The organism is Enterobacter cloacae complex sp. IR53041 (genome assembly GCF_049238285.1).
In the GTDB taxonomy this organism is placed as follows: Bacteria; Pseudomonadota; Gammaproteobacteria; order Enterobacterales; family Enterobacteriaceae; genus Enterobacter; species Enterobacter roggenkampii.
In genome coordinates, this window is record NZ_JBMKHB010000045.1 from 22,451 (window position 1) to 31,742 (window position 9,292).

The 9,292-nt window shown below is 56.4% G+C and carries 12 protein-coding genes; 5 read left to right on the forward strand and 7 right to left on the reverse strand.

All coding sequences use genetic code 11. The features are described from left to right. The first annotated feature begins 18 nt into the window (after nt 1-18). Nucleotides 19-990 (forward strand): LacI family DNA-binding transcriptional regulator, encoded by a 972-nt coding sequence (locus ACOTXF_RS21895; RefSeq protein WP_021241589.1) that lies wholly within the window; start codon nt 19-21, stop codon nt 988-990. Here the strand turns inward: ACOTXF_RS21895 and ACOTXF_RS21900 are convergent, their stop codons facing one another. Both ACOTXF_RS21900 and ACOTXF_RS21905 read right to left on the reverse strand, forming a co-directional pair. Next, complete coding sequence (locus ACOTXF_RS21900) at nt 991-2,235, reverse strand: mechanosensitive ion channel family protein (protein WP_021241588.1); 1,245 nt, start codon at nt 2,233-2,235, stop codon at nt 991-993. 65 nt (nt 2,236-2,300) lie between these two features. Then, entirely contained in the window at nt 2,301-3,737 is a 1,437-nt protein-coding gene (locus tag ACOTXF_RS21905) for an MFS transporter (RefSeq protein WP_047746104.1), read from the reverse strand. A gap of 107 nt (nt 3,738-3,844) precedes the next feature. Here ACOTXF_RS21905 and ACOTXF_RS21910 point away from each other — a divergent pair, with 107 nt between their 5' ends. Both ACOTXF_RS21910 and ACOTXF_RS21915 read left to right on the forward strand, forming a co-directional pair. Then, complete coding sequence (locus tag ACOTXF_RS21910; RefSeq protein ID WP_008499383.1) at nt 3,845-4,714, forward strand: helix-turn-helix transcriptional regulator; 870 nt, start codon at nt 3,845-3,847, stop codon at nt 4,712-4,714. A gap of 129 nt (nt 4,715-4,843) precedes the next feature. Further along, nucleotides 4,844-5,005: a hypothetical protein gene (locus ACOTXF_RS21915; protein WP_223861895.1), complete on the forward strand. Its 162-nt coding sequence runs from the start codon at nt 4,844-4,846 to the stop codon at nt 5,003-5,005. Between the two features lie 27 nt (nt 5,006-5,032). On the opposite strand, the gene nfsB is transcribed toward ACOTXF_RS21915, so the two are convergent. From nfsB to ACOTXF_RS21930, 3 genes are all read right to left on the reverse strand, one after another. Continuing rightward, on the reverse strand, nt 5,033-5,686 hold the full coding sequence (gene nfsB, locus ACOTXF_RS21920; RefSeq protein WP_161622784.1) for an oxygen-insensitive NAD(P)H nitroreductase: 654 nt from the start codon (nt 5,684-5,686) through the stop codon (nt 5,033-5,035). A gap of 120 nt (nt 5,687-5,806) precedes the next feature. Continuing rightward, nucleotides 5,807-6,175, reverse strand: coding sequence for an MmcQ/YjbR family DNA-binding protein (locus ACOTXF_RS21925; RefSeq protein ID WP_048962786.1), 369 nt, complete (start codon nt 6,173-6,175; stop codon nt 5,807-5,809). Then, nucleotides 6,165-6,755: a TetR/AcrR family transcriptional regulator gene (locus tag ACOTXF_RS21930; protein ID WP_045371802.1), complete on the reverse strand. Its 591-nt coding sequence runs from the start codon at nt 6,753-6,755 to the stop codon at nt 6,165-6,167. Before ACOTXF_RS21930 ends, ACOTXF_RS21925 begins: the two co-directional genes overlap by 11 nt. 190 nt (nt 6,756-6,945) lie before the next feature. On the opposite strand from ACOTXF_RS21930, the gene ACOTXF_RS21935 reads away from it, so the two are divergent. Both ACOTXF_RS21935 and ACOTXF_RS21940 read left to right on the forward strand, forming a co-directional pair. Next, entirely contained in the window at nt 6,946-8,049 is a 1,104-nt protein-coding gene (locus tag ACOTXF_RS21935; protein WP_021241583.1) for an MBL fold metallo-hydrolase, read from the forward strand. Between the two features lie 32 nt (nt 8,050-8,081). Continuing rightward, nucleotides 8,082-8,423 carry a RamA family antibiotic efflux transcriptional regulator gene (locus ACOTXF_RS21940; RefSeq protein WP_047746151.1) on the forward strand — a complete coding sequence of 114 codons (342 nt, stop codon included), beginning with the start codon at nt 8,082-8,084 and terminating at the stop codon, nt 8,421-8,423. A 54-nt stretch (nt 8,424-8,477) separates the two neighbouring features. On the opposite strand, the gene ACOTXF_RS21945 is transcribed toward ACOTXF_RS21940, so the two are convergent. Next, nucleotides 8,478-8,726: a DUF1158 domain-containing protein gene (locus ACOTXF_RS21945; protein WP_013097677.1), complete on the reverse strand. Its 249-nt coding sequence runs from the start codon at nt 8,724-8,726 to the stop codon at nt 8,478-8,480. Nucleotides 8,727-9,215: 489 nt separating this feature from the next. Continuing rightward, nucleotides 9,216-9,292, reverse strand: a 77-nt coding sequence (locus ACOTXF_RS21950) for an IS1 family transposase (protein WP_033802282.1), incomplete at its 5' end; no start/stop codon positions are given.

Sequence of the window (9,292 nt, forward strand, 5' to 3'; positions counted from 1 at the left end):
GCAGGATGTGTCGTCGCTATGTCAATTCAGAAAATCGCTCAGCTGGCCGGGGTCTCCGTGGCGACGGTCTCCCGCGTGCTGAATAACAGCGACACCGTGAAGGCGAAAAACCGCGAGCGCGTTCTGCGGGCGATTCAGGAGAGCAACTACCAGCCAAACCTGCTCGCCCGTCAGCTGCGCACCGCCCGCAGCTATATGATCCTGGTGATGGTGTCCAACATTGCCAACCCGTTCTGCGCCGAAGTGGTGAAGGGCATCGAAGCCGAGGCGGAGAAAAACGGCTACCGCATTCTGCTGTGCAACTCCGGCTCGGACATCGAGCGCTCCCGCTCGGGCTTAAGCCTGCTCTCCGGCAAAATCGTCGACGGCATTATCACCATGGACGCCTTCTCGAAGCTGCCGGAACTTGCCGCGCTGATTGGTTCTGCACCGTGGGTGCAGTGCGCCGAATATGCCGATGCGGGCGCGGTCTCCTGCGTCGGCATCAACGATGTGGACGCTTCACAGCATGCCGTCAGCCAGCTGGCCGACGGCGGCCGCAAACGTATCGCGATGATCAACCACGATCTCAGCTACAAATATGCCCGCCTGCGCGAACGCGGCTACAAGAGCGTGATCCACCTGCGCGATCTGGACTATCAGGCGGTGGAGTATGCCAGCGATCTCAGCTCCGGGGCGGGCATGGCGGCGATGCAAAACCTGTTAAAAGATAATCCGCCGGATGCGGTATTTGCCGTTTCCGATACGCTGGCGGCGGGCGCGCTGCGCGCCATTCAGCAGGCAGGTCTTCGGGTGCCAGAGGATATTGCCGTGGTCGGCTTTGACGGTACGGAGCTGGCGGACATGATTTCGCTCACCACCATCGAACAGCCGTCGCGGGATATCGGGCGCAAGGCGGTGGATCTGCTCTTAAATAAGATCGACAACCCGGACGCGCCCACGGAAAGGGTGATGATGGACTGGCGCTTTATTTCCCGCGCCAGCACCTGATTATTGCGCGATGACGCCAGCCAGGGAGCGAATATCGTTCCCGGTTGGCGACTGGTGAATGCGCAGACCAAATTCATCCACCACCGCGAAAATATGGTCGAAGATGTCGGCCTGAATCTCCTCATATTCTGCCCAGACCACCGTGTTGGTGAAGGCATATATTTCAATCGGCAAGCCATTCGCGTCAGGCGCGAGCTGACGCACCATCAGCGTCATATCTTTACGAATGCGCGGGTGGTTGCGCAGATATTCGTTCAGGTAGGCGCGGAAGGTGCCGATATTGGTCATCTTGCGCAGGTTTAATACCGATTCCCCTTCACCGTTTTTCTGATTCCACAGGCTAATTTCCTCATGGCGTGCGGCCAGATAAGGCTTCAGCAGCTTCGCCTGAATGAGTTTCTGCTGCTCCTGCTCGTCGAGAAAATGAATGCTGGTGGTATCAATGTTCAGGCTGCGCTTAATGCGTCGTCCGCCGGAGGCCGACATGCCGCTCCAGTTGATAAAGGCGTCGGAGACCAGCGCCCACGTCGGAATGGTCGTAATCGTATTATCGAAATTGCGCACTTTCACGGTGGTCAGGCCGATATCCGTCACCGTGCCGTTGGCACCGTATTTCGGCATCTCCAGCCAGTCGCCGAGCTTGAGCATATCGTTGGCGGAAAGCTGGATACCCGCTACAAGTCCAAGTATCGGGTCTTTAAACACCAGCATCAGCACGGCGGCCATGGCGCCCAGACCGCTGATCAGAATCGCCGGGGACTGGCCAATCAGCAGGGAGATAATCAATATCCCCACCAGGATGGCGCTCACCAGCTTGATGCCCTGGAAAATCCCCTTCAGCGGCAGCTGCGACGCGGTGGCCATTTTCTGCGACAGATTGAAAATCACGTCCAGCAGCGAGAAGAAGGAGAGCAGGGCATAGACCATCACCCACAGCTTCGCGCAGGTGGTGAGTATTTCCGCCGCTTCGCTGCCTTTTTGCAGCCACAGTACCGCCTGGACGTTGACGATTATCCCCTGTAGGGTAAAGGCCAGACGGTGAAATAATTTATTCTGGGTGATGATCTGCAGCCATAAATGGCTGCTGGCCTGCGCGCGCTTTTCGAATGCGCGAAGTACCCCTTTGTGCAGAATAAAATGAACGATGATGGCGGTAAGAAAAATAATACCAAAGATAATCACTAAAGAGGTGGTGTGATTAATTTCAATGCCTAACTCTTCAACCTGAGCAATCAATTCCTGCATAACGTCTCCTGTATTTTTGCAGCCCCATAATGGCGGCTGCGGATCTATTATGCAAATTCACGAACTTATTTGGCGGCCTGACAGATCTTCGCCACCGGCGGGCACAGGCTATGGCGGATACGCAGTGTCGCCAGAGCAAGTACCACCATCATGGTCGTTTCCACCATCAGGAAGACGTTCACCGCCTGGGTGTAATCCCCGTGATGGTTTTGAAGCGCGTGCAGCAAAATGGCGCCAAAAATGGCCGGGCCAAGGCCCAGTGCGGCCTGCTGCAGGGTGCTTAAAATGGCGCTCGCGGCTCCCGCGTCGTCAGGCTGAATGTCGCGCATCCCGATGCGGTAGAAACTGTTCACGATCAGCGCCTGCCCGTAGCCCACAAGTCCGGTCGCGGGTGCCAGCGTCAGGGTGGTATTCTCCATGCCCCAAACGCGGAACGTGGCGATCAGCGCCAGCAGGCCGGTAATCTGGATCGCCAGACCCGTCAGCAGGATTGTGCTGGTGCTGTAGCGGGCAATCAGCCGCGGCGCGAACCAGGCCGAAACAAAGTAGGTCACGCCAAGGGCGATAAAACTGTTCCCGGACTGCCACGGCGCCATCCCCAGACCGGTTTGCATGGTCAGCGCCATACAGAACATAAACCCGGACCAGGCGCTGAAAAAGAGCATCGCAATCAGGACGCCAAAGCGCACGCTGCGAAGCGCAAGCAGGCGCGGCGGGATCAGCGGGTGGGCATTCTCACGCTCTTTTTTGCGCGCGTTCAGCGCCATCAGCCAGGCCAGCGGGACAAGGGCGAGCAGCATCGCCTTCAGCGGCCAGGACCAGTGCCACTGGGGGCCGAGCGCCATCGGGAACAGCAGGCAGCAAAGCATGACCGCCAGCAGCGCGGTACCCGGCCAGTCGATGCGTGACGGCGTCTCGCGACGGGTTTCCGGTACGAAGCGGCGGCTCAGCGCCAGCACCACCAGACAAATCGGCACGTTGATAAAGAAGGCGTTACGCCAGCCCAGCCCGGCGATGTCGGCCGATACCAGCCAGCCGCCGCCCATTTGTCCCACGATAAACGCAATCCCGCCGATGCCGCCGAACAGGCTGATGGCTTTGGCGTGGGCGGTGCCTTTCAGCGTGACGTGCAGCGTGGCAAGAATTTGCGGCACGATCAGTGCGGCCCCCGCGCCCTGAACGATGCGCGCGGCGAGCAGCTGTTCAATGTTCCCCGCCATTCCGCACAGCAGCGAGGCCAGGCCAAAGCTCGCCACACCCCACATGAACAGACGACGACGGCCAAAGTTATCCCCCAGCTTGCTGCCGAGCGCGAGGCAGACGGCAAAGGCCACGCCGTAGAGCGCGACGATGAGCTCCAGTTCGGTAGCGGTCGCATGCAGTGAATGGGTGATGGCGTCCAGCGCTACGTTAGTGATTGAGGTATCAATCATCGGCAGCATCTGGCCGGTTAACAGCAATATCAGGCCAGCGCGACCCGGTGAAACAACTGACGTATTCATGGTAACTCCATTGCGTCATTCAACAGATGGTCGTAGCATCTACCATCAGATAAACGGGTACCAGTTCTTACTTATACTGGTACTGGCACTACCATGCAGGGGGATTTATGGCGCTGATGTCTGAACCGGTCGTTTCACGTCAGGATGACACCCGAAAACAGCTTGGGGCATTTTTACGCGCCCGGCGGGAAAGTCTCGATCCGCAGCGCTTAGGTTTGCCGCGCAGCGGTCGCCGTCGCACGCCGGGCCTGCGCCGGGAAGAGGTGGCGATGCTCGCTGATGTGGGCGTCACCTGGTACACCTGGCTTGAGCAGGGCAGGGACGTCAATCCGTCCAGCGCGGTGATGGCGGCCGTGGCAAAAGCGCTGCAATGTACCCCGACCGAGGCCCGGCACCTGTTTGTGTTAGCAGGTTTACCGCCGGGTGAAGCGCCGCAGGCGGTCTGCTGCGAGGGCATTAGCGAAGGCACGCGCCGCCTGCTGGATACGCTGATGCCGAAACCCGCCAGCATTCAGAAACCGAACTTCGATATCGTGGCGTGGAACGACAGCTTCGGGCATCTGATGGGCGTCGATTTCAATGACATCCCTCCCGAAGATCGCAACTGTATTTATCTGTTCCTCACGCATCCGGCGTGGCGCGCGCGCCTCGGCAGACGCGACGACGTGCTGCCCATCTTTGTCTCCTATTTCCGCGCGGCGATGGCCGAACACCGGGGCGATCCGCTTTGGGAGGCCAAGCTGGCGCGCTTCTTTGCAGTGTCCGAAGAGTTTAAAACCCTGTGGCACCAGCGCAACGACGTGCGCGGCGTGGAGAACCAGCTCAAGCTGTTTACCCATCCCGAGCTGGGGGATTTTACGCTGCAGCAGATGTACTGGTATTCCGCGCCGCGAAACGGATCGCGGCTGCTGGTGTATCTGCCGGTGGATGAGGCGGGGGAGCGGGCGATGGCGTGGCTGGCGGCGCAGGGGAAATAATTTTTGCGAGGGGCTTTCAGGGAATAAGAGCCGTCTCTGCTAAGCGAATACGACATTGTTGTGTCTGACAGCGAACAAACCGGCGACGGACAGCGGTTTTGGTTACGCATGATAGACTGGGCGTTCAGCATGAATTATCGGATAAGCGTGGCTGACGGTACGGTTGGAGAAGAGTGGCACTTAACGCCGGTGAGCTCATATGCCGAGCTGGAAGAGCGCTGGATTGCGTTTGCCTGGGGACACGATCGTGATGTGCACCCACATCGCAGGTTAGTCATCAGTAAAGCGTAACGGGCCGCACAGAGCGGCCCGTTTTGTTTAGCACTCGGTCACAATCGTGCTCAGCGGCAGGCGAGATTTCGGCAGCGTGGCGTTGAAATCTTCCACGCTGTGATGCCCAACCGGCACCACCACCAGGCTGGTGAAGCCTTTCTCTTTCAGGCCAAACTCTTCGTCGAGGATCGCGGCGTCGAAACCTTCAATCGGTACCGCGTCCAGGCCCAGCGCAGCCACGCCCAGCAGGAAGTTACCGTCGTTCAGGTAAACCTGCTTCGCCATCCACTGGTCGTCATCTTTCAGATCCACGCGGTGCATGTCGGCAAAGTAGGTACGGCCCTTATGGTTTGCCGCTTTCGCTTCCGGGGTATTAAAGCGACCATCGGCCTCTTCCTGATCGACAACGCGCTCCAGCCAGGCGTCGTCCATCGCGGTTTTCGCGCAGAACACCACCACGTGAGAAGCATCCAGCATTTTGCGTTCGTTGAACACATAGGTGCCCGCCGCGGATTTCGCCACGCGCGCTTTTCCTTCCTCGGTGCTGGCGACAATAAAGTGCCACGGCTGGGAGTTGGTGCTGGACGGGCTGTACTGCAGCAGGGTTTTGATTTTTTCCGCTTCTTCAGCGGTCAGTTTTTTGCTTGCGTCGAACGCCTTGGTGGAGTGGCGTTTCAGCGCAACAGAAATGATATCCATAACAACTCCTGATGATGAAATTCGCCCGCGTGCGGGCGCGAAAGGTGAGCAGATTACAGCGGGACGCGGAAAAAGATAAGGGCAATTCGAGCGCTTAATCTGTTCGTCTCAGACGAACAATCAGACCGGCCGGATCCACTTCTGGTCTTTTTTCGGCAGTTTATCCACCACCAGATGCCAGGAATCATTGATGAGATCGGTAACCAGTTCCGGCGTCACGTCGTCCGTACCGTAAAGGGAAATCCAGTGCTTTTTGTTGAGGTGATAGCCCGGTTCAACGCCGCGATAAATCTGCTGATTTAACAGCGATTTATCCGGGTCTGACTTCAGGCTAACGTGCGGCCGCCCGTGCGCGACGGCCACAATCATGAATATTTTCCCGCCCACTTTAAACACGTCAAACTCCGGCCCAAACGGCCAGCAGTGTTCGGTGAACGGCAGTTCCAGCGCCACGCATTTTGCGTGTTCCTGCAACATTTTACTGTCCATCGCTCTCTTCCTGGGCAAGCCCGCGCCACATTACCTCAAAGCCGAGCGCTTTAAATTCAACGGCGCGGGACGGATCGCGGGTGGCAAATTCCATCGTGCTTTCGGCCAGCGATAAGAAAAGCGCATCGCCAAACGTTTTAAATTCATCAGACATAAACACCTGACGCACCGAGCGGCGGCAGAGCTCATGCAGCTCCGGGAACATCTCTTTCACCGCCTGTTCCGTTTCGGCGCTCAGCTTTTCACTGACGCCAATCTGGCGGATCGCCGCATGGGCAGCGGGGTTACGAATACCCCAGTCCACATAGCTGTTCCAGATATTGCGGGTATGTTCTTTGGGCAGCGTGATGGTGCGATCGAGGTTCGCCAGCATGGTCTGGCAGAGATCCTGCTTCAGGTGCAGATAGAGGGCATTCAGCAGATCGTCTTTCGTAGCAAAGTAGCGGAACAGGGTACCTTCGGCGACGCCCGCCTTACGGGCAATGAGCGCCGTTGAGGCGGCAATACCTGACTGTGCAAACGCCGTGGTTGCGGCGTCCAGTAAGGCCTGTTTTTTATCTTCACTCTTCGGACGTGCCACTAAATTTTTCCTCCTGTCAATTATAAAAACCCTGATTGAAACACGTGCTTTGACACGCTGCAACGCGGAATGTCAAAGATCGAAAACGTCTTGACGACTTTATCATCATATCTATAATGAGTGCTTACTCACTCATAATCAAGTTTACCCTGCGCACGCTATCGGATGGGGCGCGTTTTCGGGTCAGGATATGAAAAAACCTCTCTTCATCTGCGTGGTGTTAATCATGATTATTGCTTCAGCCGCGAGTTTACCGTTTGTTCTGAATGCCGGATTCGGCCAGCCGCCGCAGGGTGAACGGCTTACTGAAGTGGAGGCCTCTCCACAGTATCGCGAGGGGAAATTCCACAATACGCTGCCGACGCCGGGTTATAACGGTGACAAAAATATGCTGGTCGCGATGTGGGAGTTTCTGACCAAAAAAACCGAAAACGCCCGCCCGGCCCAGCCGCTGCCGCTGGTGAAAACCGATCTTGCGAGCCTGCCGCTGGAGCAGGACACCCTGGTGTGGCTTGGTCACTCCTCGTGGTATCTGCAGCTCGCGGGTAAACGGATCCTCATTGACCCGGTTCTTGGCAACTATGCCGCGCCGTTTTCGTTCCTCAATAAGGCTTTTGCCGGCGAGTATCCGTGGCGGGCTGAAATCATGCCGGCGATCGACCTGCTGATTATCTCGCACGATCACTACGATCATCTGGATTACGCCACCATCAGGGCGCTACTGCCGAAGGTGAAGCGGGTGGTGACGCCGCTGGGCGTCGGCTCCCACCTGCGTTACTGGGGGATGAAGCCCGAGATTATTGACGAACGCGACTGGAACCAGTCGGTGCGCATCAGCGATGCGTTGACGGTGCACGTTCTGCCGGCACGTCACTTCTCCGGCCGCGGCATCAAACGCGATCGCACCTTGTGGGGCAGCTTCATGTTCGTCACGCCAGAGCAGAAGGTTTACTACAGCGGAGATTCCGGTTACGGCCCGCACTTCAGGGCCATCGGTGAACAGTTTGGCGAAGTGGACGTCGCCATCATGGAAAACGGCCAGTACGACCAGGACTGGAAGTACATCCACATGCTGCCGGAGGAAACGGCGCAGGCCTCGGCGGATCTGAACGCGAAAGCCGTGGTGCCCGGTCATAACGGACGCTTCGTGCTGGCGAAACACGCCTGGAACGATCCGCTGATCCAGCTGGCAAAAGCCAGCCAGGATAAAAATTATCGGTTGCTGACGCCGGAACTGGGCGAGCCCGTCCGGGTAAGCGACACCGCGCAAACCTTTCGTGCGTGGTGGGAATAATGTTTAAGCGAGAAGCAGAGGGGGACAGCAGTATGACCATTTCCGCTCAAGTCATCGACACTGTCGTCGAATGGATCGACGACAATCTGCACCAGCCATTACGAATAGAAGAGATTGCCCGCCACGCGGGTTACTCGAAGTGGCACCTGCAGCGGTTGTTTATGCAGTACAAAGGGGAGAGTCTGGGGCGCTATATCCGTGAACGCAAGCTGCTGCTGGCGGCGCGCGATCTGCGTGAATCCGACGCCCGGGTGTACGACATCTGCCTGCGTTACGGGTTTGACTCGCAGCAGACGTTTACCCGCATCTTTACCCGCACGTTCAACCAGCCGCCTGGCGCGTACCGTAAAGAGAACCATAGCCAGACACATTAACCTGTCGCGTGTAGGCCGGGTAAGGCGTAGCCGCCACCCGGCCTTTTTATAGGCTCACGACGCCAGTGAAAACCAGCGTCGCCAGACGAAACGCAGCACAAAGAATTCAATCGCCCCGAGCAGTAAAAACCACACGCAGAACAGAATGGTATAGAGCTGGTTAAGATCGACCATGTGAAAGGTCTGAACCAGCTTCTGCGCCAGTACCAGCCCAAGCGAAGGCGCAGGGAGCAGCAGGCATGAAAGCAGTGCCAGCAATAAAATGCCGCCTGCGGTGAGCAGCGATTCTAGCGGGTGTTTCATCGTAATGTTAATCGTCAGTTAAAAATGTCATTGTCCGGCATCCCGGAACGTAAAGCAATATAAACCCGGCGCACGTTTACGGATAAAACGAATGCGCTATTCTGTGAATAATTAACAGAAATAGATAAATATCCCAGGCGCGATTAAATAATTATCGCGTAGTGTAAATAAACGTCCGCATCAGGAAAATAATTTTACAAATGTATAGGTGCTATAACCAATTAACGTGGCAATAACAATGGCCGCGATAACGTATAACACCAGTCTGCGCCCGCGATAAATACCCCACATGGTTCCCCCTCGTTTAGTTTTGGTTTAGAAATATTTTGTAAAAATCAGATCATCGAAATAGTTTTAATCAGTTTTGAATAACCGAGAAGTCATTATATTGCGGTAGATCAATTTTACCCGCAAGACTTTAAAATGAATTATTTAAGCCCGAAAGGAATTCAGGCTTCTGTTCACCGGAAATTGGGTAATGACTCCAACTTACTGATAGTGTTTTATGTTCAGATAATGCCCGATGACTTTGTCATGCAGCTCCACCGATTTTGAGAACGACAGTG

Coding starts and splice junctions, on each gene's coding strand:
- ACOTXF_RS21940 (WP_047746151.1), top strand. CDS start 8,082: ATGACCATTTCCGCTCAAGTCATCGACACTGTCGTCGAATGGATCGAC.
- ACOTXF_RS21925 (WP_048962786.1), bottom strand. CDS start 6,175: ATGGACAGTAAAATGTTGCAGGAACACGCAAAATGCGTGGCGCTGGAA.
- ACOTXF_RS21935 (WP_021241583.1), top strand. CDS start 6,946: ATGAAAAAACCTCTCTTCATCTGCGTGGTGTTAATCATGATTATTGCT.
- ACOTXF_RS21895 (WP_021241589.1), top strand. CDS start 19: ATGTCAATTCAGAAAATCGCTCAGCTGGCCGGGGTCTCCGTGGCGACG.
- ACOTXF_RS21915 (WP_223861895.1), top strand. CDS start 4,844: ATGAATTATCGGATAAGCGTGGCTGACGGTACGGTTGGAGAAGAGTGG.
- ACOTXF_RS21945 (WP_013097677.1), bottom strand. CDS start 8,726: ATGAAACACCCGCTAGAATCGCTGCTCACCGCAGGCGGCATTTTATTG.
- ACOTXF_RS21900 (WP_021241588.1), bottom strand. CDS start 2,235: ATGCAGGAATTGATTGCTCAGGTTGAAGAGTTAGGCATTGAAATTAAT.
- ACOTXF_RS21910 (WP_008499383.1), top strand. CDS start 3,845: ATGGCGCTGATGTCTGAACCGGTCGTTTCACGTCAGGATGACACCCGA.
- ACOTXF_RS21905 (WP_047746104.1), bottom strand. CDS start 3,737: ATGAATACGTCAGTTGTTTCACCGGGTCGCGCTGGCCTGATATTGCTG.
- nfsB (WP_161622784.1), bottom strand. CDS start 5,686: ATGGATATCATTTCTGTTGCGCTGAAACGCCACTCCACCAAGGCGTTC.